Origin of the sequence: Endozoicomonas sp. GU-1 (assembly GCF_027366395.1) — a bacterium.
GTDB lineage: Bacteria > Pseudomonadota > Gammaproteobacteria > Pseudomonadales > Endozoicomonadaceae > Endozoicomonas.
Genome location: NZ_CP114771.1, coordinates 3,080,056 through 3,102,176, shown reverse-complemented (window position 1 = coordinate 3,102,176; position 22,121 = coordinate 3,080,056). Strand labels below are relative to the sequence as shown.

Below are 22,121 nucleotides of genomic sequence, written 5' to 3'. Positions count from 1 at the left end.
TGCCTTGTAGAAATTGCCTGGGGAATAGCGAAAAAACGTCGGGGACAATAGCACATAAATGACACTTCAGGTATGCATTGACACGCTCTTATGACCTGAATCAAACGGTGATCCAAGAGTTTCCAAAGGGTCACAAAATTTACCGTGGATGTTGTTTGAAAACGTTAATGGTGCGGTGATAGCTGGCGACAACTTATGGCGTTACAGGACTTCAGACTTTACAGGACACCAACACTGAGCTTCCACCAAAGTAAAAGGCAGGTGTCGGCGATACAGCAAATTTCTGCGGGATTACCCGGTGATCTGATGTGAGTACGGCAATTATCTCGGGTTTCATCATTGGGGATGGTTGAAATTACCAGTTTATTCACTTTTTGTTGAACTTTTTGTGCTTTGGGAACTCTAACGCTGCTGTGTTTGACTCAGTCTATAAACAACAACTTATCAGACCAAGGGAGTGATAACGATGTTACGTGCTGACTTTTCTTCCCCCTCAACAACGTCAGCTTTTACAGCCGCCTCTGGAAATTCTGATGGATTTTCTGATGAAAAAAAACATACACAGGCCACAAACATAAAATTTGGCGATAGATTCAGAACCATTTGCCCTGTGTTTTCTAAATCTCTTTTAGATCGGGTCAATTTGGAAATAAATCATGACGATAGATATTTCTGTTCAGAGCTTGTTAATAATTTTCTGGATGGCCATCGTGGAGTAAGATATATACATTCAAGCAATATATTTGAAAGTCTGGATTTTACTATTAATTCTGAAAATCCTTTGTTCACCGCCCGTTTATGCTTTGAAATGCCAATTCATTTTGATGAAAATAGTCATTTGATGAACAAGGAGGTATTTCAGGCCAGGTTGACTACTTCATCGGTTGCAATCCGGGCTCTATGCTCAGAAGCATTGGATATAATGGCCGATGAATTTCAGTGGCGGGATCGTTCGGTAAACGTTGTGGGTATTTACCTGATCCGTTACCCGTTAATTCCCTCAAGGGGGATAAAAGGTATGCGCTGGCATAAAGATCCCGGCAAAAAAAGCATGGTCGTTCAATTGAATGACAATACCAACGCAACCAAAACGGGTGTGAAGTATTCAGGAGGCGGGCTTAATATTGGCAAAAAGTCACCTGGTTCAAAAGTAACATTCCCTGTTAAAGGCACTGTAGAGAATTATCCTTATGGCCCTCATGACGAAGAAATCGGGAATGCCGGGCATATGTTTTCCAATGATCAAGGTGATCTGATTCACCAGCCTGAGGATATCGTATACCATAGCGAAAATAGTGACGATCTGGCAGAAAAACGCATCATAGTGGTATTAGTTGACGATTAAGGCATTCGAAAACAGTCTTAAGTCCGACAGGCTCCTGGGAGCCTGTCCGAGAATAGACTGCCCTACTGCGGTTGCGATAAATTGGTCTAAAAATTCCTGCTTCTTCGTCAAATAGCCCCGCTATTCTCCTCAGAAGCAGAAATTTTTATCCTCAATTTCTCGCAATCCTCGCTACGGGCGCTATTCTCGGACAGCCTCCTAGCCAGTAACCCGCAACATCCAGCATCCGATTGGCAAAGCCCCATTCATTGTCAAACCAGCATAGTAGCCTGACCAGACGGTTGGCAGAAACCTGGGTTTGTGTACCATCAACGATGCAAGAGCGGGCATCATGGTTAAAATCCACCGAGGCGTGGGGCTCGTTGGTCATACCCAGTATCCCTTCAAGACGACCAGAGGTGGCCTGTTCCAGAATATGATTGATTTCTGCTGCTGAGGTGTTTCTGCTGACCTGAACCGTCAGGTCAATACAGGAAACATTAATGGTGGGAACCCGCACGGCACTGGCTGTAAATCGCCCCCTGAGTTCAGGCAGCAAACGGTTAATGCCTTTGGCAAGTCCTGTATCAACCGGGATGATGGAGTGCAGGGCGCTGCGGGTCAGACGCAGGTCGTTCTGATGATAGGCATCAATAACCGGTTGATCATTCATGGCGGAATGGATGGTGGTCATGGAGCCATAGTCAATCCCAAGGGCGTCGTTTAACGTTTTGAGCACAGGCACAATGCAGTTAGTGGTACAGGATGCACTGGAAACAATACGGTGCCTGGCGTTTAACTGCTGTTCATTGATACCGTAAACGATGGTTGCATCCACGTCCGGTTTTGCTGGCTGGGAAAAGAGCAGACGGGAAGCTCCCCCGTTCAATATGAAGATTTGCGGTAGCCCGATCATTAAACGAGCCTGAGCATTCCAGTAGCAGGTCGATGTTCAGGTCTTGCCAGTTGATTTCCTGTGGATCTGGCTGGTTAAACACCCGAATGCGGTCATCGCCGATCAACAGGTGGCTATCGTCTGCCAACACCCGGCCCGGAAAACGGCCATGGGTGGTATCATAGCGGGTCAGGTAGGTCAGCGTGTCAATATTGGCCAGCTCATTGATGGCGACCACTTCCATACCATGCACAGGATGATCACGAAAGCCATTTTCATAGAGTGCACGCAGCACGCACTGGCCGATTCGCCCATACCCGTTAATGGCCACCCTGTAGGTCATCGTTTGTTTGTTTCCAGCGGTTGTTAGCGCCGGGTATTGTACCGGAAAATATCAGGAATGTGACCAGTCTCTGAGCACCTGACCCGGGTTTCAGCAAACAATTATTCTTTTTTTTATAAATGAAACTTTTCAACATTCACTCAATCTAAGGGGGCATTATTAATAGAATTAAGGAATATACCTTATGATCTCCGGTAACCCAATACCGGCTCAAAATGTCTTGGGCACTGCTCAAGATGATCCGGCATCTACTGGTTCGGGCAGCTGGCTTGGTCGCGCTATTAACGTACTTAAAGCGGTGACCTGTTTTGTCTCGGGAGTAGCTGCTGTGGTTGCCCTGTCCACTGGCTTCTGTATTACGGCTGCGGTATGCGGAGCGATTTTCGCGGTGTCTGGATTATCCCTGCTGTTTGGCAATAGTCATAATAACATGGAACCATCAGGGGAAAGCCTACAGTCGCTGTCAGATGATCCTGATGATACAGGCGCAGTCGAACTGTGTAGCACTGATCAGTCAGAACCGGTCAGTCAGGTGGTCACCCGCAATACCTATACTCCGTCCCATTATACGACAAGCACTGTTTACAGGGGTGCGCCGACACCGGTGAAGACAATGAGTCCACCGACGGTGAATGACAGCACCAATAGTGGCAGGGGCCTCCTGCCCAAGGCTGAACTGGTGAGGTGTAACAATTTACTGGACGATGGGATCAGAAATGTCCATGTGGCTCTTGATGCCATGAGGCTGTACAGCTTATCAGCCGACAGCCCGTCACTTTACAGGAAGCACATAGGTACTCTTAGAAGCAGTGAACCATTTGATGAAAATTTATTTTTGCTTATGGCAAAACGTTTAAAGGCGGATGAATCGGTTATTGATGGTCACCAGCAACTGGATAAGGCTGTCAAGATTGATTTGCTGGAGAAACTGGTTGAACAGCTGAAGGATGTGCCCAAAGTGCAGCTGGGGCATGTTAAAACTCAAATGGTCAATCTGGAAAACCTTAAAGAAGATCTGCAACGCCACTCCCCGTTACTCAACATTAGTTCAATACCTGATCCGGTACCAGAAAGTAACGTGTCACATATGAAGCGTCATGTGGATGCCCTGGATTCAGTGTTGGCCAACATTAGAAAGCGCTCGCTTGCTGACCTTATCGATGCTGATGACTCATTGCATGAACGGTTGTCAGAAGCGGATGCAGCGATTAAAAAATGTCGAAATATTTTAAATGGGACTGATCGTAAATATTATTGAAGTGGGCCATTTCAGGGACCCTGAAATAGCCTGTTTGAACAAAATCATGGCTGCCATGGGGAGGCCGTGCCTTACCGAAAAAGATCACAAATGAGGTCAATCTCCTGGCATTCCTCCAGCTGGGGCTTGTTGCAGTAACAATTATTTTTTTCGTAAATGAAACTTTTTAACAGGTGCGCACTCTAAAAAGGACATTCTAAGACAATAAAGGAATATACTTTATGATCTCCGGAGCCCCGATAACCCCCCAAAATAGCTTGGGAGCTGCTCAAAATGATCCGGCAACTACTGGTTCTGGCAGCTGGCTTGGTCGCACTATTAAAGTACTTAAAGGGGTGACTTGTTTTGTCTCGGGAGTTGCCGCTGTAGCTGCCCTGGCTACTGGTTTTTATGTTGTAGCTGCGGTATGCGGGGCGATTTTCGCTGTGTCCGGGTTATCCCTGCTGTTTGGCAAAAGTCATAATAAAGTGGAACCATCAGGGGCAAGCCCACAGTCACCGTCAGATGATCCTGATGATTCAGGCGCAGTCGAACTGTGTAGCACTGATCAGTCAGAACCGGTTAGTCAGGTTGAACTGTGTAGCACTGGCCAGTCAGAACCGGTCAGTCAGGTGGCCACCCACAATACGCATATTCCTGCCGATCCTTTGACAAACCCGGTTTACAGGGGCTCGTCGGTGCCGTTGCAGCCAGTGAATCCGCCGACGGTTAATGTCAGCACCAATAATGGCGAGGGCCTAATGTCCACAACTGAACTGTTAAGGTGTGACAGTGAGCTGCATGATGTTGTCAGAAATGTCCGTTTTGTTCTTGAGGCCATGAGGATGAATAGCTTGACAGGACTCAGTGGTTCTGATTACGGGCAACGAATAGTTGATCTCAGGGCCAATGAACCATTTGATGAAAAATTATTTCTGCTTCTGGCAAAAAATTTAAAAGTAGAGAAATCGGTTATTGATAGTCACCAGCAAACGGATAAGGCTGTCAAGATTGAGTTGCTGGAGAAACTGGTTGAACAGCAGGAGGAAGGATTACAAGCGCAGTTGCAGCATGCTAACAATCACATGGTCAATCTGGAAAACCTTGAAAAAGACCTGGAACGCTATTCCCTGGTACGCAGGATTAATTCCATACCCGATCCGGTCCCGGAAAATGAAGTGGCACAAATGAATCGTCACTTGGATGCCCTGGATACACTGTTGGCCGACATTAGAAAGTGCTCGCCGCCTGGTTGCTTTATTGACTCCGATGGTTTTTTGCAGAGACGGTTGTCAGAATTGGAGGCAGTGATTAGTAAATGTCGAAATATTTTAAACGGGACTGATCGTAAATATTAATGAAGTGGGCCATTTCTGGGACTCTGAAATAGCTTGTTTGAACAAAAATCACGGCTTTCATGGAGAAGGCCGTTCTAAACCGAAAAATACACCAATGTGGTCGATCCCTTGGTATTCCTCCAACCGGGGCTGTTCAGGTAAACAATTATTTTTTTCATAAATGAAACTTTTTAACAGCTGCACACTCTAATAAGGAAATTCTAATGCAATAAAGGAATATTTTATGATCTCTGGAAACCCTACAACTCCCCCAAACAGTTTGCGAGCTTCTCAAAATGATCCGGCATCTCCTGATTCCGGCTCTTGGAAGGGGCGAGCGATCAAGGTACTTAAGGCAGTGGGCCTTGTTGTCTCGGGGGTAGTCGCTTTGCCTGTCGTGATTCTGGCGACAGGCGTTTATCTTGTGGCAACGTTATTGGGGGCAGTTTTCGTTGTACCAGCAATACCCTCGCTGTTTGACAATATTAATCAAGCTGAGGATGCTTCAGAGTCCGATTCCCAATCACCGGCAGATGATGATAAAGAAGAAGTTCTCGGTTATATAGGTACTTGTCCGATAACACGTAACTCAACTTATGAAAGTATCTCTGCTCATTTCAGGGAGCATGATTATGTTATACCGAACTTCATTAATACAACGAGGTCAGAGAGGGGCAATGAAAGCCCCGGTAATCGCTATAAACCGGGTTTAGCTGACCTGGAGACGTGTAAGACTAAATTGCGCCGGGGGCAAGATGAAGTTGATATAGTTCTTAAACGCATATTTCTCCATTGCTTAACAAACTTTCCCGATCTGACTCATCCCCGGGAACAATTGGATATTTTAAAAACTAAAGAACCATTTGATGACGAGCTCTTTCTGGAATTGGCACAAATTTTACGCGTAGAGCAATCGATTATTAATGGTCACCAGCGTATTGATAAATCTGAAAAGATTGCGTTGTTAGAAAGGGAGTGTATACAGCTGGAGGAAGTGCATGAGTTGCAACGGAATAGTATTTGTAAACTAAAGACGGATTTCGGGAACATTTATCAGAACCTGCATGCCTTTGTTCTACCAGACAGGTTAATTAGCGAATCTGATTCGGCTTCAGATATTGATATAGCAACAATGAAGGAGCATGTGGATGCTTTTGATTCGCTATTATCCCGCATTAACAAAAGTGCCATTGCTGAACTGATCCGGGTTGATGAAGAACTGAAACGCAGGATGTCAAAAGCAGCTGAAGCTGTCCAGAAATGTAGAAATATTTTTCACAAACTACACCGTAAATGGTCGTGAGTGGTCTATTTCAGTGTCCCTGAACCAGAGAAAGTTCAGGGACCAATTCTCGGACAGCCTCCCAGGCATTCCTCCAGCCGGGGCTTGTTGCAGCAGCAATTATTTTTTTTCATAAATAAAACTTTTTAACAGCTGCACACTCTAATTGGGGCATTCTAAAGGAATATAATTTATGATCTCTGAAGCCCCGATAACCCCCCCCAAATAGGGAGCTGCTCAAGATGATCCGGCATCTACTGGTTCTGTCAGTTGGCTTGGTCACGCTACTAAAGTACTTAAAGCAGTGACCTGTTTTGTCTCGGGGGTAGCCGCTGTGGCTGCCCTGTCCACTGGCTACTATGTCGTGGCTGCGGTATGTGGCGGGATTTTCGCGGTGTCCGGATTATCCCTGCTGTTTGGCAACAGTCACAATAACGTGGATCCATCAGGGGCAAGCCTGCAGTCATTGTCAGATGATCCTGATGATACAGGCGCAGTCGAACTGTGTAGCACAGATCAGTCAGAACCGCTCAGTCAGTTGGCCACCCACAAGACCCATACTCCTGCCGATTATACGACAAGTGCTGTTTACAGGGGCGCGCCGACACCGGTTAGACCGGGTTTAGCTGATCTGGAGACGTGTAAGCTCGAATTGCACCGCGGGCAAGGAAAAGTTGGTACAGTTCTTAATCACATATTTACCCATTGCTTAACAAATGCTCCCGATCTGTTTAATCCCAGGAAACAATTGGATATTCTAACAAATAAAGAACCATTTGATGACAAGCTCTTTCTGGAATTGGCACAACTTTTACGCGTAGACCAATTGATTATTAATGGTCACCAGCGTATTGATAAATCTGAAAAGATTGCGTTGTTAGAAAGGGAGTATCAACAGCTGAAGGATGTGCCTAAGGTGCAACAGGATCACACTCTTAAACTAATGGCGGATCTCGATAACATTAAACAGAACCTGAAATCCTTTGTTCTACCAGTCAGGTCAATTCGCGTACCAGATCCGGTTTCAGATATTGAGAGAGCAATAATGAAGGAGCATCTGGATGCTTTTGATTCGCTGTTATCCCGCATTAACCAAAGTATCATTGCTGAACTGATCCGGGCAGATGAAGAGCTGCAACGCAGTATGTCAAAAGCAGCTAAAGCTGTGCAGAAATGTAGAAATATTTTTGCACAAACCACACCGTAAATGTAAGCGAGTGGACTATTTCAGTGTCCCTGAACCAGAGAAAGTTCAGGGGCGATTCTCGGTCAGCCTTAACCTACCGTTACAGGCGCTTCTATTTCTCCTTCTTTCTTTACCAGCAACAGTGAAGCAACAGAGAGTACTCCGCAACCAGCCATCACCGCTGCCATGGGAATGGCTGTTCCATTATGCAGGTAACCGACCAAGGCAGAGGCAATCCCCCCCATGGTAAAACGCAGTGCGCCTGCCAGGGCGTTTGCTGTTCCTGCCGATTTTGGGAAGTGGGCCAGGGCCAGGGCGTTGGAGTTAGGACCCGTTAAGCCAATACAGGCGATATAGCAGGCAATTGGGATCATCAGTCCGGGTAGGCTGCCAAAGCCGGTAACCGTGTTAAGCAGGAGCAAAAGTGCAGAGACCGCTGCGATCAGGCTGCCTGAGCGCAGAATCGTAAACAGTTTGAACTGCTCAACCAGGCGGATATTCACCATATTGGTGATCCCCATGGCCAGGATATTAATGGCAAAGAGCAGCCCATACTGTTCAGCGGGGATGCCAAACAGCTCAATGTAGACGAAGGGAGAGCCGGAAATAAACGCAAACATGCCACCAAAGAAAAAGGCATGGCAGAGAATACAGCCAATGGCTTCGCGGTTTTTCAGGATGTTGGCGTAGTTCAGTGCCAGTTGTACTGGTGACACCATAAGCCGGTCTTCATCTGGCAATGTCTCCTTAACCCGGAAAAAGGCCAGAATTAATGACAGGCAGGCGGTTATCGCCAGAAAGATAAACAGGCTCTGCCAGCCAAAGAACTTGAGAATCTGCCCGCCCAGCAGTGGCGCAGCCAGGGGTGCCACCGTCATGACCATGAGAATGGAGGACAGTGCTTTGGCTACCTGTTCCCTGGGGAACAGATCCCGGATCATGGCCGGAATCGTCACCATAATGGCCGCTCCGGCCATTGCCTGCAGTACCCGGACAATGATCAGCTGGGTGGCACTGGTACACAGGGCGGCCAGAATATTGGTCAGGATGTAGAAGATGATGCCCGGGAACATGACTGTTCTCCGGCCGAACCGGTCCGATAACGGGCCACACACCAGCTGGCTTATGGCAAAGCCAATGGTATAGGCACTCAGTGTGTACTGTATCCGGCTTAATGGCTCCCCCATGCTTTTTGCGATGGTAGGCATGGCGGGCAGGTAGAGGTCAATGGCCAGCGGCCCAAGTGCTGTTAGCGCCCCCAGGGTCAGAATCAGGAATAAGCGCTCACCCCTGTCCTCTCTTGTTACCAGATGAGTTGACGTTGTCATTTTTCAGGCTCATATTTTCGGGCAGCCGGGAGTTTGGGTTTCAAGAGGTTTTTGTCCCGAAATGGCGGTGGCTGCATTTATATAAAAATTGTCTGATTTAACAGCCGAACCGCTGTAGTGCCTTAAAAATGCACGACACTGGTTTTTTTGTTTATGAGGGAACGTCTTGTCCGCTAAAGCAATGGTTGGTAACGGACAGGTAACGGCATCAATTTATAGTTTATACGGCTATAAATAATTCTTTCATAAAAGCATTAAGCGATAAATAGAAAAGTACACTTGTATAAATAGTACTTACCATGCATTTACTGCCGGTTGCTTCTCTGGTGATAATGTTTCTGCCGTCACTTTCCTGTGATCCGGGTGCTGGAAGTGATTGAAGCTCATGCGATAGCCGCAGCTTAATTGAATTTCACCGGTTGCAAGACATTGGTATGGCGTATTTTCCGCCAGCAACTCTTCTGGTCGCCGGGCATTAAAACCGATCAGATCCCAGCAGCCCGGGTTCAGCTGTTTCAGCAGTATGGCGACAATCGGTGAGTTGGCCAGATCAAGGTTGGTGGCAAAACTGACGTATGAGCTGTTTTTATGCGGTGTGATATGGATGGTGGCATAGCGGTTGCCCCGAATCGCATTCAGGGAGTAACCACAGGGGGTAAACAGCCAGTCGCTCAGGGCAAAGTCCGGAAACAGCCGGTTCAGTTTAAGCAAGCGACGGATGTCTTTAATCCTCTGGTGCTCACAGCGCAGGCTGTCAGCATTTTCCCCCCGGATATGGTACATCAGCAGTTCGCTGGTGGTGTCATCAGGCGCTGGTCCATAGGGCTTGTCCAGATGGAATACACAGTTATGATGGCCATCCGGATAGCCCAGACGAAAGGCACAGCCGGGCACCCGCTGGCTCAGTCGGTCAACGTCGTCCATAAAGGAAGTCTTCTGAAGATGGGGCTGGTACTCATTTTTGCGCTGGAATCGGGCGCAGCGGATATGCTCCAGAGGGGTCTGTTCAAAGAAGTAGAGGGCAGCATCCACCAAAGTAGTGGTGCCACAGGTAAGCATCAGAAACCGGTCATGCCAGACAAACAGACTGGACTCCGACAATAGATAAGCGTCACAGTGTTCGTTGCTGAGTATGGCCAGGATGTCGGCCCGGGCTCTGGCCACCATCTGTGCCCAGAAGCTTCTGCCCAGGGCCCTCAGGGAAATCCATTCCGGGCTGGTGACTATCTCTATTTTTTTTTCTGAGCCTTCAAAAAACATCACGGCAGGCTCCCTCCGATAAACTCCAGATAGGTGTAGCCCCGGAGCCCTGATTCCAGTTCCGCCAGTATGGCCCGCTGTTGCCCTGGTGGGAGGTTTTCCCTGACCAGCTGCCGGTAGGTGCGAAGAAAGCTTTCCGGCTGCAGGTTGACATAACGCATCACCTTTTCCACGGTATCGCCCGCCTGGTACCCGGTGACGTCCACGTCTCCCTGCCCATTGATGTGGACCGAGGCCACATCGGTATCCCCGAACAGGTTATGCATATTCCCCAGAATTTCCTGGTAGGCACCCACCATGAAGATACCGATCAGGAACGGGTTTTCCGGTTGCCATTGAGGCACTGGCAGGGTGGTTTCTATGCCCTGGCCGTCTACGTACTGATTAATGACGCCGTCGGAGTCACAGGTGATATCCAGCATGACTGCCCGGCGGCTTGGCGGGCGATCCAGACCGGACAGGGGCATGACCGGAAAGATCTGATCAATACCCCAGGCATCGGGCAGGGATTGAAACAGGGAGAAGTTCACATAGAATTTGTCCGCCAGTTTGTCACTGAGTTCATCAATCAGTGGGCGATGCGCCCGGACGTGGGGGGGAGAGCCGGGCTTTCAGTTCGTGGCAGAGTCGCAGGCTGGTGTTTTCTGCCCAGGCCCGGTGCTCAAGCCCCAACAGTCCCATGGCAAACTGGGTATGGACTTCTGCCAGGTCAGCCTGGCTGTTGTGATAAATCTCGGTCAGGGCACGTTCACCCCGGCTATGACTCAGGTCTTGCCAGGAACTCCACATATTATGCAGCAGAAGGGGCGCATCCGCGGTGGGGGGCGTCAGTACTTCCGGTTCATAGCTTTCCACCCCCAGGATATCGGTGATCAGCACTGCGTGGTGTGCCACCAGGTGTCGGCCCGACTCGGAAATAATACCCGGAACCGGCAGGTCGTACTGCTGGCAGATATCGCCCAGGGTGAAGACGATATTGTTGGCGTACTCCTGCAGGCTGTAGTTCATGGAGCAGGAACTCTGACTGCGAGAACCTTCGTAGTCCACTGCCAGGCCGCCGCCCACATCAACAAACCGGATCGGCAAGCCCATACGGTGCAACTGGGCATAAAGGCGGCCACATTCACTGACGCCCTTGCGCACATCCTGGATATTGGCGATCTGGGAACCCGGGTGGAAGTGCAGGAGCTGCAAAGACTCCTGTTGCCGAGCCTGCTTTAACCGTTCCACCGCATGGAGTACCTGGCTGGCGCAAAGACCGAACTTGGATTTTTCCCCACCACTGGCCTGCCACTTGCCTTTGCCCTGAAAAGCCAGACGTACCCGCAGGCCCAGACGGGGTTGAACACCCAGGCTGGCCGCTTCACTGAGCACCATGTCCAGTTCGGTGAGCTTTTCCAGAACAATAAAAACCTGATGACCCAGCTTTTCCCCCGATCAGGGCCAGGCGAATATACTCCCGGTCTTTGTAGCCGTTACAGATAATCACTGAGCTGGCTCGTTTGGCCAGGGCCAGAACTGCCAGCAGTTCCGGTTTGCTACCCGACTCCAGGCCCAGCTGTGGCTGTTTGCCGGAGGACTGACTGTTCAAAATATCTTCCACCACCGTCCGCTGCTGGTTGACCTTGACCGGGTAAACGGCCAGGTATCGATGGTTGTAACCGTAATCACGGATGGCCCGGTTAAAGGCGTGGCACAGATTATCCAGACGCTGATGGATAATCTGCGGAAAACGCACCAGCACCGGCAGGGAAACGCCCTGACGGTTCAGCTGACTGGCAATGGTGCTCAGTTCAACCGGTGGCATGCCCTTGATATTGACCGTGACATGACCCTGATCGTTCAAATCAAAATGATTCTGGCTCCAGAAACGGATGTTATAAGTAGAGCGTGCTCCATCAACGTCCATTCTGTTGCTACCTGTTGTACTGTGGAAATAATGAAGGTCGCCAGCGGTTAGCTCCTCGGGCTCATAGCCAGTTTTCGTCCAAAAACACAACTGATTGAAGGATCAAGTATTTTTGACTTAAAAATAAGTGAGGCCATACTGCCATCTGGTGGATAAACCTCCCAGGGCCAATAAACATCAGTAAGAGCTATACAGGGAGGGCCCGAATGCGTAAAAGAACAAAGTGTAGTATGGAACTCCATTACGTACCTCATGAAATCTGCACTCAGATTTCTGGCATATCGCAATGGCTTGATGCTCATCCTCAGTTCAATGCTTGGTCTTATGAATATCTGAGTTCAGGTGACAAAAAGAGCACTGGCAGGGTGGGTTGTCAACAGAATCCGTTCTGCGTGAGGCACTGTTAAAAACGTATTTGGACAGGTAGTTACGACTATCTGTCGTCTGTTTTGGGTAATGAGGTATGGATCCCCGGGAACCAAATGTTCAGGGGAAGCTTTGTGGAATCGAAGATAGGGTTTAAAGGTGAAAACCTTTTATCAGTAGTAGCTGATTTCAGCGTCGTTTATTTCTACAAAAGTCCCTGAGTCTCTGGTCATTATTTCAGATGCCTGATCCAATGCACCAATAGCAGCAAATGCGCCTCCTGCCCTAACAAAGCGACAAACAGACTCTACTTTAGGACCCATGCTACCAGCGGCAAAAGGAAATTTTTCAAATGCATCCGGTGTGGCGCTGCGTATTTTCCTTGAGCCAGGTTGGCCATAATCTGTTTCTACGGCAGGTACGTCAGTAAGGAGAATCAGCCCATTTGCGCCCAGTCCTTCTGCTAAAACAGCAGAGGCCCTGTCTTTATCAACCACCGCTTCGACACCCAGTAATTTGTTATCAGCACCACGGGTTACGGGTATTCCTCCACCGCCACCACAGATAACGGTAATCTCCCCGGAAGAAACGATATGTTTCAGGCAGGGCATTTCAAGAATCTCTTTTGGTTGTGGGGAAGGAACGACGCGCCGGTAATAATGACCGTCGGCCTTAATGGTCCATTCGGGGTTGGCATTACTGATCACTTCTGCCTCTTCACGGGTATAGACAGGGCCAACAAATTTGTCGGGATGCTCAAAGGCAGGATCATCAGCACTGACAATAGTTTGAGTGGATACAGTACAGACTTTGCGACCGGGCATAAAATTCCTGAGTTCCTGCTCAAACATAAAGCCGATCATGCCCTGGGTTTGTGCTCCCAGTGCATCAAGTGGATATGGGTTTACCTCTTTGTAGGCCTGGTTCATTAACGCCAGCAACCCAACCTGTGGGCCATTGCCATGGGTCAGGACAACCTGGTGGTTCTTGGCAACGTTAGCAATAGATTCTGCAGCCATTCGGATGTTCTCTCTTTGCAGATGGGCTTCCAAAGGTTGGTTTCTCTGCAAAATAGCATTGCCACCAAGGGCTATAACAACAAGCATGGTTAAACCTCTGTCAGGATTTACTGGTTAATGAAAAAGGAGGCACAGGACTGCCGGTTGAGAAGGCACCGGGGGTAAACAGGGTATTGTCTTGCCTGGCGGGTCAGGTGTCGGGTGTTACTCATGGAAGGTGCCATGCCAGATGATTCGAAGAAAAGCCTGAGTGATCTGCCCGGCCTTTGATTTACACCGCCGGAACCTGCTGGGTAATGCAGTGAATATTCCCGCCACCGAGCAGAATCTCCCTGGCATCAACTCCCACGACCTCATAGCCGGGATAGAGATCCTGCAACAGAGCCTTTGCCTTCTCATCGTATGCCGGATCCAGCAGTGGCAGGATAATCCGTTGATTGGTAATCAGGAAATTGGCGTAAGAACCGGCCAGACGTTCTCCGGCACTTCGTTCCATACCTTCACAGATATCAATGCCACCTGCTTCATCATCCTGTATATAAAGGGGGCCCGGGATGTGCATTTTATGAATTTTCAACTGACGACCATGAGCGTCTGTTGTTTCACACAACCCCCGCCAGGCTTCCTGGGAAATCTCATACTGGGGATCATTTTCATCATCACACCAGGAGAGAATCACCTCGCCGGGGCGAACGATATGAATCAGGTTGTCAACATGTCCATTGGTTTCGTCGTTATACAAGCCTCTTGGAATCCAGATAACTTTTTCGATATTCAGATAATCTGCCAAAACCTGTTCAATGTCTGATTTGCCCAGGTCAGGATTGCGGCTTTCATGGAGGAGACACTCCTCCGTGGTATACAAAGTACCCTCACCATCCACATGAATGGAGCCACCTTCCAGAATAATCGGGGCCCGATAGCGATCATCGCGGTTGATTTCGCAGATTTTCTGAGCCACCTGATCATCACGGTCCCAGGGGAAGTAAAGGCCATCCACCAGGCCGCCCCAGGCATTAAATTCCCAGTCAACACCACGGCGCTCCCCCTGGTCATTGACCACATAACTGGGACCGATATCACGCATCCAGGAGTCGTTGGTGGTCATTTCCACCACGCGGATATTTTCCGGTAGCATCCGTCGTGCATTGTCATACTGCGCTGCAGATACCGCCATGGTTACCGGAGTCACTTCAACAATGGCTTTGGCAACGTTAACAAACACCTGTTGTGCAGGTTTCCCACCATAGCGCCAGTTATCGGTACGCTCTGGCCATGCCATCCACATTTCTGCGTGCGCCTCATGCTCGCCAGGCATCCGGAACTTGTCTTTTTTGGGTGTGGTTTGACAGGTAATACTCATCGCTGTACATACTCTTATTGAATTAATGTTGCTGCCGTCTTCAGGTTACACAGAAGCGGAATGCATTCGTTTGGTTGCAGTACTGAGAACCCATTCGCCAATCCCTACCGTGATGGTGATGCCGAGGGCAACCGGAATGGAGTAACCCCAGTCGACAGTGCCATGGCCAATATCCGGAAAAATGAACAGCAACACCGCCTGGGCAATAAAGAGAAAACACAGTACGCTCAGGAATGCCTGGATCCTGGTGCTGCCGGGTACCTTATAAGGACGTTCACGATCCGGATCGCTGACACGCAGCTTGAAGTAGGCCGGAAACATAAACAGGTAAGGCAGCAGGAAGATGCAGGAAGAAAAAGCAAAAATAGACCAGAACAGTTCATCACTTTCACCGGTGGTCAGGCCATAAAGCAGGATCACGACAGTCGACACGGTACCGGTAATCGTATTGGCCCCAATGGGAGTTTTGTAGACCGGATGCTCCCTGGCAACAAATCCGGGAAGCTCTCCCGCCTGTGCGGCTTCCATTGCTGCACGGCTGGCCCCCATGGTCCAGGTGGTCATATTGGCAATAAAAGTCAGCAGAGCCAGAGAACCAACGCCGTATACCATAAAATGACCAAACTCGCTGTCACCAAACAGAGTTTTCAGGGTAGAGACAATACCGGCAACCAGACCAATCTCTTCAACCGGCAATGCCAGCAGGATGCCGAGGGTTCCAGAGATATACAGCCCTGTCACTATCGCTGCCGAGATCAGGATAGACTTGGGAATGTCTTGACGTGGATCTTTTATTTCACTGCCCATACAGGCAATAAGCTCAAAACCCATCAGATTAAAGATAATGACCGGCAGGAAGCCGAGACCGGAATCCAGCGATGGCATCATGGAGTTCAAGGTAAACTCATTGGCAACACCATGCTGGCTTGAGTACCAGTACCCTCCCACACCCAGGACCAGGATCACGGTTACCTTGAAAAGGGCCCCCAGGTTGGTTACCCAGACACCGGCATCCACGGAAATATTACAAATCCAGATGGTCAGCCAGGTTAAACCAATACAGATGGCAATTTGCCACCAAAGATGCATGTCCGGAAAGAACATTTCGGCAAACATGCCCGCAAACATGATGTACACTGCTGGCATCCAGAGTCCCACATTGATCCAGTAAAACCAGGTAGTGCGGACAGCCCACTTAAAACCAAAAGCTTTTTTTACCCAGTCGTAGATGCCGCCCTCACCAGGATATGTGGTACCCAGTTCAGACGAGATCAGGCCGTAAGGAATGACAAAAAGCACCATGGTGATCATCCACCAGGTAATGGAAGAAGGTCCTATGGATGCACTGGCCGTCAAACCATCGACCACCAGTACTGCACAAACGCTAAACAGGGTCAGGCTGGGTAATCCCATTTTTCCTATTGTTTCACTGGTCATTATTGCTCTCTCCGCAAGCCTTGAAGAAACAGAAAAGGCGACGATGTTGGATTTCAGGAATCTAATGAACCTGAAAGCCATATGGCCGTAAACTCAATGGTCAAAGTAAAACCTGATGAACTCCGGAAGACGAGACGTGGTACCCTGGGCGGCTGGAAGCAATAAGGAGCGTTTTTGCCATACGCTCATCTGCTGCCATCAATGGAACTTGGTATAAAAATGCTTTCAAACTGTTGATGCAGAATGTTTTGAAAATCCTGATTTACACGACATTCATTTTCTAATATAGACTAGAAAAATTACACGACAATAAATTTATAGACTAAAATCGCAACAGAGCTAAAACACATGTTCACACAACACATAAGATGTTCCGGGCCTGAAACCAGCTGATTGCCCGGGACAGCCTGCTGAAAGAAATGTGCCGTTTGGAGTAGTAAAAAGCACTCTTGGAAAACGATCATTTATTTCCCCCCTTGCATACCCGTGCAGAACAACCCCGGTGAATAATCAGGAGTATCCTGTTATGAAAATGCCATCGTCCAGTGCCACTGAACTGACCAAGCCAGAACTCAAGCACTTCCTGACAACACAGGACTATACACGACAGGAACTGACCGATATCCTTGAGCTGATGAGCATGTTTAAGGAAGCCCGCAAGGCAAATGCGGTACCACAGCTATTTGCCGGCAAGTCGGTTGCCATGATTTTTGAACAGCCTTCCACCCGTACCCGGGTCTCTTTTGAAACAGCCGCCATTATTCTGGGTGGTGGTGCCTTATTCCTTTCTCCAAAAGATATACACCTGGGCGCTAAAGAAAGCTTGTCAGATACCGGGCGTGTACTTTCCCGTATGTGTGATGTCATCATGGCCCGGGTCGATGATCACAAAACCGTCGCAGGCCTGGCTGAGTACTCCACCGTGCCGGTAATCAATGGCCTGTGCGACTGGCTGCACCCAACCCAGATCATGGCTGACCTGTTCACCATGCAGGAACACCTGCCAGCAGGAAAAAAACTGGAAGACCTGACCGTTGCCTTTGTCGGCGATGCCACCAACGTATGTTCTTCCCTGATGTTTGCCTGTACCAAGTTTGGTATGCACTACAAACATATCGGTCCCAGTAAATATCAGGCTCCTGAAATGTGGCAGGAGATCGCCAGAGAAAACATCAAGCTTTCCAATGGCAAACTGACCGTGACCGATAATATCGAAGAAGTGGAAGGCTGTGACATTATTATTGCCGACAGTTTCTACTGGTTTGGCCAGGAAGCCGAAAAAGAAGAGCGTCTGAGTACGTTTATGCCAACCTATGTCGTCACCGAGGATATGATGGCCAAAGCAGGAGAAAACAGCATCTTTATGCACTGCCTGCCTGCTAACGACCAGAGGGAATGTACCCGTGAAGTGATGGAAGGTCCGCACTCTGTGATTTTTGATGAAGCAGAAAACCGACTGACTGCGCAAATGGCATTGCTGGTTTATCTGACGCACAAATCAATTAAAAAACCCACTGAAGAGACGCTGGCCTACCACAAGGATCGTATCGAAAGCTTCCTGAGCCGGCTTTAATCGGAGTTCTCTGGTAGAAATAAAGCCGTTGTTTTTGGAGCCAAGTTTACGGGATTTTTTATTATCGGCGTAACGGATTGACTCACCAACAGTTACCTGTCATTCATCAGCTCCTGGAAGGGGAAGCGTTGCCGCTTTGCTGTTTTTCCGCCACTGCCTCTGCGATGGCTGTCTCAATGTAGCGTGGCAGGGCGAAAGCAGCCAGATGAACCTCTGGTGTGTAGTAGCGAGTGGTAATGTTACTGTGGGCAAAGCGTGCTTCGAGTTCGACCAGGGGGATATGGCGGGCTTTAAGGTCATCGGTGCCCCAGGCAAAGGTCATGATGCCACAGGCGTAGGTGGGAACGGCGGCGCTGTAAAAATGCAGGTCCGATACATAGCTGGCCAGGCGATGGGCGGTGGTTGTTACCTCATTCAACTGCATAAACGGTACCCCGTTTTGGGCAACGAAAATGCCTTTATCAGTCAGCAGTCGTTTGCATCCCCGGTAAAATTCAGAGGAGAACAAGACTTCCCCCGGACCGATAGGGTCGGTGCAGTCAGAGATAATCACATCGAAGCTATGGTCGGCGATCCCGTGATTGTTGACGAACCGAACGCCATCCTCAATCACCAGGTTAACTCTCGGGTCATCATAGGCCCCGGCACAATGGTTCGGCAGCCACTGGCGACAGAGATCGACCACAGCACGGTCAATTTCCACCATGGTGACCTGTTCAACGGATCGATGCCGGAGTACTTCCCTGAGCATACCGCCATCGCCACCGCCAATAATCAGTACGCGCTTTACCTTGCCATGGGCCAGAATGGGCACATGGGTCAGCATTTCATGGTAGATAAACTCGTCTTTTTCGGTGGTTTGAATCACGCCGTCCAGGGCCATGATGCGGCCAAAGAACCGGTTCTCAAAGATGATCAGATGCTGGTGTTCGGTGTGATCTTCAAACAGCAGCCGGTCAATCGAAAAATTCTGTCCATAGCCTGAATACAGTGTTTCCTGATAGGTATCTTCGCAGTGCATTGTTGCCAATCCTGTCGATAAATAAAAAGAACCGCAAATACTCGTTGTATGCCGATGAATCTGTTGAATATTGGACCAATAGCCAAAGGATTGGCAGCGGGCCTGATGGGGAAACGGTTGTTCACGGGTATGGACTTTGGTTATTCCCTGTTGCCGCAAGGCCCACCCAGAGGAAATAAGACGACATTGTCAGATTGAAATATTTTATTTTAAAAAAGCTGAATTAAACTTGCTTGGGTACCGAATGGCAAGTTGCGATAGTGAGGAAAAAGGCCAATAGCGTAGTACATGGTGTCAATGAGTTTGACAGGTTGTCGTGTCTCCGCACTCCGTTCGTCCTGAGTGCTGAGCTTGTCGAAGCATCGAAGGACCCATAGGGCCTAAAGGTGAAAGCTCCGAACTCTGATAGATCGTGCCAAGCACCCTTCGACTCCGCTCAGGGTGAACGTAGATTGTACACGTCAAACTCATTGAAATGGTGTAGTAGATGGTCGTTTTCAACGATGAGAGGACAGCCATCCCTTTAACGGGATGGCTGAATGGATTTAACCGAGCAGTTCTTCAGCGATTGCCACGATATTGTCAACAGTAAAGCCAAAGTATGGGAACAGGTCTTCTGCCGGAGCGGACTCACCGTAGGTGGTCATGCCAATAATGCGCCCATCCAGGCCAACGTACTTGTACCAGAAGTCAGCAGCAGCGGCTTCAATCGCAATACGTGCAGGCACTTCCAGGGGCAGGACGGACTGTTTGTACTCAGCATCCTGGGCATCAAACACATCCGTCGATGGCATGGAGACCACACGTACTTTATGTCCCTGGGCGGAGAGAACAGCCTCAGCGTTCATAGCCAGTTCTACTTCTGAGCCGGTAGCCATCAGAATCAGCTCAGGCGTACCTTCACACTCTTTCAGGATGTAACCACCTCGTTCAACCAGGGCGATCTGCTCATCGGTTCTGGCCATGCATGGCAGGCCCTGACGGGAGAAGATCAGGGCACTGGGGCCATCAACACGTTCGATGGCATGTTTCCAGGCGACGGCAGATTCTACCGTGTCACATGGACGCCATGCATTCATGTTCGGTGTCATGCGCAGGCTGGCGATTTGCTCAATAGGCTGGTGGGTTGGACCATCTTCACCCAGGCCAATGGAGTCGTGGGTGTAGACCAGGATTGAGCGCTGTTTCATCAGCGCGGCCATACGGACAGCGTTGCAGGCGTATTCCATAAAGACCAGAAAGGTTGCGCCGTAAGGAATGAAACCACCGTGCAGGGCAATACCGCTCATCATGGCGGTCATGCCGAATTCACGGACGCCGTAAAACAGGTAGTTGCCATCAGCATCGTCACGCTTGATGCCTTTGGAGCCGCTCCACAGGGTCAGGTTGGAGCCCGCCAGGTCTGCCGAACCACCAAGCAGTTCCGGGAGGATCGGGCCGTAAGCGTTCAGGGTGTTCTGGGAGGCCTTACGGCTGGCGATCTTTTCACCTTCCTGTTGGCAGGACTTGATATAAGCCGATGCCTTTTCGGCAAAGTCAGCGGGCAGGTCACCTTTCTGGCGACGGGTAAATTCTGCCGCAAGCTCCGGGTATTCGGCCTGATAGGCTGCGAACTTTTCATTCCAGGCGGTTTCTTTGGCGGCACCGGCTGCGGTGGCATTCCACTGGTTGTAGATGTCAGCAGGCACTGCAAACGGTGCGTGTTGCCAGCCGAGACGCTCGCGGGTCAGCTTGATCTCGTCATCGCCTAACGGAGCGCCGTGGCACTCCTCTTTACCGGCTTTGTTGGGTGAACCGAAGCCGATAATGGTTTTACAGCAGATCAGCGTTGGTTTGTCCTGTTCGGCGCGGGCGGCTTCGATGGCGGCTTTGATCGCTTCAGGGTCGTGACCGTCAACCGCCGGAATGACATGCCAGTGGTAAGCTTCAAAGCGCTTGACGGTGTCGTCGGTGAACCAGCCTTCCACTTCACCATCAATGGAGATGCCGTTGTCATCGTAAAATGCCACCAGTTTGCCCAGGCCCAGGGTGCCCGCCAGGGAGCACACTTCATGAGAGATACCCTCCATCATGCAGCCATCACCCATAAAGACGTAGGTATGGTGGTCAACAATATCGTGACCAGGCTTGTTGAACTGAGCGGCCAGTGCCTTCTCGGCGGCGGCCAAACCAACGGCATTGGCGATGCCCTGGCCCAGGGGGCCGGTGGTGGTTTCAATGCCCGGTGCATAACCATACTCGGGATGGCCTGCCGTTTTGGAGTGCAGCTGACGGAAGTTTTTCAGGTCATCAATGCCCAGATCGTACCCGGTCAGGTGCAGCAGGGAATAGATCAGCATGGAACCATGGCCATTGGATAACACAAAACGGTCACGATCCACCCACTCTGGATTGGCGGGGTTGTGATTCAAATAGTCGCGCCACAGCACTTCAGCAATATCAGCCATCCCCATGGGGGCACCGGGATGACCGGATTTGGCTTTTTGGACGGCGTCCATGCTGAGGGCGCGAATGGCATTGGCAAGCTCACGACGTGAGGACATGGGAATCTTTGCTCCTGGGAATCCAGTCTGGTTAAATTCGCGCGCTAGTTTAGCGAAACCGGCAGCATTCTTCATCCATATTGGTTTACTGAGATGCAGAGAAATAATCTGCTATTGCGGCCTGTGAGATGGAAAACAAGGCAGGCCTATTATTGAAGTGATTGAAACGCTGAACTATCACCGGTGCGTGGTGTCAAATCTGCACGTGTTTTGTACGTTGAATTCCGGAGGCTTTATGAGCCCCTTAACTGGTACCCAACCGCTCCCCAGGGACAGTTTTACCACGCCAGAATCAAAGAAGAAGAAAGCTGTCGATAAGAGAGCCATGTCGATAGCGTCAAAGCAATCTTTGCCACAGAGTAACCAGAGAGCGCTGTCAGATTACAATATCAAGGTTGACGGTAAAAAAAATGCCATAACTGCTGGTGCAGAAGGAAATATGCATGATGAAAACTGTGCAAAATGCCGGATGGCCGCTGGCCAGCAGAATAACTCCAATACCTGTGGCAGTAAACAGGAAGTGCTGCATGACTACCGTCAGGATGGCATCTGGTCCTGGGATCTGAATGGCGTGAACATTGCCGGTTATCCTCAGTGTCCTGTGCCTGGTTGTGCAGGCCATATTCCGGAAGGAGCGATGCTGATCGGAAAGCACTGGAAATGAAAGACAGGCTGCACAATCCGGGCATCAGTTGGTC

17 protein-coding genes and 1 pseudogene are annotated in these 22,121 nt (G+C 49.6%); 7 read left to right on the top strand and 11 right to left on the bottom strand.

The window, feature by feature from the left end:
• Positions 1-466: 466 nt before the first annotated feature.
• Complete coding sequence (locus O3276_RS12670) at positions 467-1,345, top strand: hypothetical protein (RefSeq protein WP_269671674.1); 879 nt, start codon at positions 467-469, stop codon at positions 1,343-1,345.
• A gap of 151 nt (positions 1,346-1,496) precedes the next feature.
• Here O3276_RS12670 and O3276_RS12665 read toward each other — a convergent pair.
• Positions 1,497-2,562 (bottom strand): annotated as a pseudogene (locus O3276_RS12665) (type I glyceraldehyde-3-phosphate dehydrogenase).
• Between the two features lie 184 nt (positions 2,563-2,746).
• Here O3276_RS12665 and O3276_RS12660 point away from each other — a divergent pair.
• The 4 genes from O3276_RS12660 to O3276_RS12645 all read left to right on the top strand — a co-directional run bounded on the left by O3276_RS12660 (position 2,747) and on the right by O3276_RS12645 (position 7,625).
• Positions 2,747-3,820 carry a hypothetical protein gene (locus O3276_RS12660; RefSeq protein ID WP_269671673.1) on the top strand — a complete coding sequence of 358 codons (1,074 nt, stop codon included), beginning with the start codon at positions 2,747-2,749 and terminating at the stop codon, positions 3,818-3,820.
• A 221-nt stretch (positions 3,821-4,041) separates the two neighbouring features.
• Complete coding sequence (locus tag O3276_RS12655) at positions 4,042-5,157, top strand: hypothetical protein (protein ID WP_269671672.1); 1,116 nt, start codon at positions 4,042-4,044, stop codon at positions 5,155-5,157.
• Between the two features lie 223 nt (positions 5,158-5,380).
• Positions 5,381-6,439 (top strand): hypothetical protein, encoded by a 1,059-nt coding sequence (locus O3276_RS12650; RefSeq protein ID WP_269671671.1) that lies wholly within the window; start codon positions 5,381-5,383, stop codon positions 6,437-6,439.
• A gap of 313 nt (positions 6,440-6,752) precedes the next feature.
• The gene (locus tag O3276_RS12645) at positions 6,753-7,625 is read left to right on the top strand and encodes a hypothetical protein (protein WP_269671670.1); all 873 of its coding nucleotides are present in this window, start codon (positions 6,753-6,755) and stop codon (positions 7,623-7,625) included.
• Between the two features lie 68 nt (positions 7,626-7,693).
• Here O3276_RS12645 and O3276_RS12640 read toward each other — a convergent pair whose 3' ends face one another.
• The 8 genes from O3276_RS12640 to O3276_RS12615 all read right to left on the bottom strand — a co-directional run bounded on the left by O3276_RS12640 (position 7,694) and on the right by O3276_RS12615 (position 16,286).
• Positions 7,694-8,932 carry a Bcr/CflA family multidrug efflux MFS transporter gene (locus tag O3276_RS12640; protein ID WP_269671669.1) on the bottom strand — a complete coding sequence of 413 codons (1,239 nt, stop codon included), beginning with the start codon at positions 8,930-8,932 and terminating at the stop codon, positions 7,694-7,696.
• A 294-nt stretch (positions 8,933-9,226) separates the two neighbouring features.
• Positions 9,227-10,192, bottom strand: a complete 966-nt coding sequence (locus O3276_RS12635; protein ID WP_269671668.1) for an adenosylmethionine decarboxylase — start codon at positions 10,190-10,192, stop codon at positions 9,227-9,229.
• Positions 10,192-10,722, bottom strand: a complete 531-nt coding sequence (locus O3276_RS25495) for a hypothetical protein (protein WP_332328101.1) — start codon at positions 10,720-10,722, stop codon at positions 10,192-10,194. The genes O3276_RS12635 and O3276_RS25495 overlap by 1 nt, the downstream gene beginning before the upstream one ends.
• 34 nt (positions 10,723-10,756) lie before the next feature.
• Positions 10,757-11,569, bottom strand: coding sequence for a type III PLP-dependent enzyme domain-containing protein (locus O3276_RS25490; RefSeq protein ID WP_332328100.1), 813 nt, complete (start codon positions 11,567-11,569; stop codon positions 10,757-10,759).
• Complete coding sequence (locus O3276_RS25485; RefSeq protein ID WP_332328099.1) at positions 11,556-12,101, bottom strand: type III PLP-dependent enzyme domain-containing protein; 546 nt, start codon at positions 12,099-12,101, stop codon at positions 11,556-11,558. Before O3276_RS25485 ends, O3276_RS25490 begins: the two co-directional genes overlap by 14 nt.
• A 539-nt stretch (positions 12,102-12,640) precedes the next feature.
• Positions 12,641-13,573, bottom strand: coding sequence for a carbamate kinase (locus O3276_RS12625; protein ID WP_269671667.1), 933 nt, complete (start codon positions 13,571-13,573; stop codon positions 12,641-12,643).
• Positions 13,574-13,757: 184 nt separating this feature from the next.
• Positions 13,758-14,849, bottom strand: a complete 1,092-nt coding sequence (gene aguA, locus O3276_RS12620; RefSeq protein WP_269671666.1) for an agmatine deiminase — start codon at positions 14,847-14,849, stop codon at positions 13,758-13,760.
• A gap of 45 nt (positions 14,850-14,894) precedes the next feature.
• The gene (locus O3276_RS12615; RefSeq protein WP_269671665.1) at positions 14,895-16,286 is read right to left on the bottom strand and encodes an APC family permease; all 1,392 of its coding nucleotides are present in this window, start codon (positions 16,284-16,286) and stop codon (positions 14,895-14,897) included.
• Positions 16,287-16,812: 526 nt separating this feature from the next.
• On the opposite strand from O3276_RS12615, the gene ptcA reads away from it, so the two are divergent.
• Complete coding sequence (gene ptcA, locus O3276_RS12610; protein WP_269671664.1) at positions 16,813-17,859, top strand: putrescine carbamoyltransferase; 1,047 nt, start codon at positions 16,813-16,815, stop codon at positions 17,857-17,859.
• Positions 17,860-17,965: 106 nt separating this feature from the next.
• Here ptcA and speE read toward each other — a convergent pair whose 3' ends face one another.
• Both speE and tkt read right to left on the bottom strand, forming a co-directional pair.
• A complete protein-coding gene (speE, locus tag O3276_RS12605) occupies positions 17,966-18,880 on the bottom strand; it encodes a polyamine aminopropyltransferase (protein ID WP_269671663.1) in 915 nt (304 codons plus the stop codon).
• 545 nt (positions 18,881-19,425) lie between these two features.
• Entirely contained in the window at positions 19,426-21,423 is a 1,998-nt protein-coding gene (gene tkt, locus O3276_RS12600; RefSeq protein WP_269671662.1) for a transketolase, read from the bottom strand.
• Positions 21,424-21,658: 235 nt separating this feature from the next.
• Here tkt and O3276_RS12595 point away from each other — a divergent pair, with 235 nt between their 5' ends.
• Positions 21,659-22,087: a hypothetical protein gene (locus O3276_RS12595; RefSeq protein ID WP_269671661.1), complete on the top strand. Its 429-nt coding sequence runs from the start codon at positions 21,659-21,661 to the stop codon at positions 22,085-22,087.
• Positions 22,088-22,121 lie beyond the last annotated feature (34 nt).